1 protein-coding gene is annotated in these 548 nt (G+C 45.1%); it reads right to left on the bottom strand.

Features of this window, described 5'->3' with window-relative positions:
• On the bottom strand, positions 1 to 244 hold a 244-nt coding region (locus R8N49_RS29690), incomplete at its 3' end, for a lipoprotein (protein ID WP_318190771.1).
• Positions 245 to 548: the final 304 nt, after the last annotated feature.

The following is a 548-nucleotide window of genomic DNA, read 5'->3' as shown; positions in this document are numbered from 1 at the left end:
TGGCTTGCTCGGCGACGGCGTGTGCAAGAACTGCTTGTTGATTCTTAGTATCGAGCTGAACCAACACTTCCCCTTCACTGACCAAGCTGCCTTCTTTGACAGGAAGGGCTCTAATTATCTCATTAGATGTGGCGGTAAACGTTACGCGGTCACGTTCTAAGGTGCCAAGCGCTTGGTGCGTGTTATCTTTTGAACAGGCGCTTAAAAGGGCAATAATCAATGTGCCAAAAATGATTCGCTTCATAGTGCGGTGCTTCCTTTGAAGAAGTAATGCATGAATAGATAACTTGCGAACGGGAGCGTGTTGATTGAGCCCGCTAACCCGTCGCTAACCGCCATCCATAACGATTTCTTTTTAGAGCTTAGCATTTTATCTACAAGCGATTCTTTTTAAATAGAGAGGCTTAGCGTTGGAAGTGGGCTATGAAGGCCTCAATTTAAAGAACCTTGACCAAGCTCCGGTTTTTATCGGCAAATGACATTAAAAAAGCCCAGCGATGATCGCTGGGCTTGAATAGATAAGAATGACGTTAGTGACTATGCCGTTT

The organism is Vibrio sp. 1978 (genome assembly GCF_033344345.1).
Note: the sequence above shows the minus strand (reverse complement) of the source record. Positions and strands in the feature narration are given on the sequence as shown.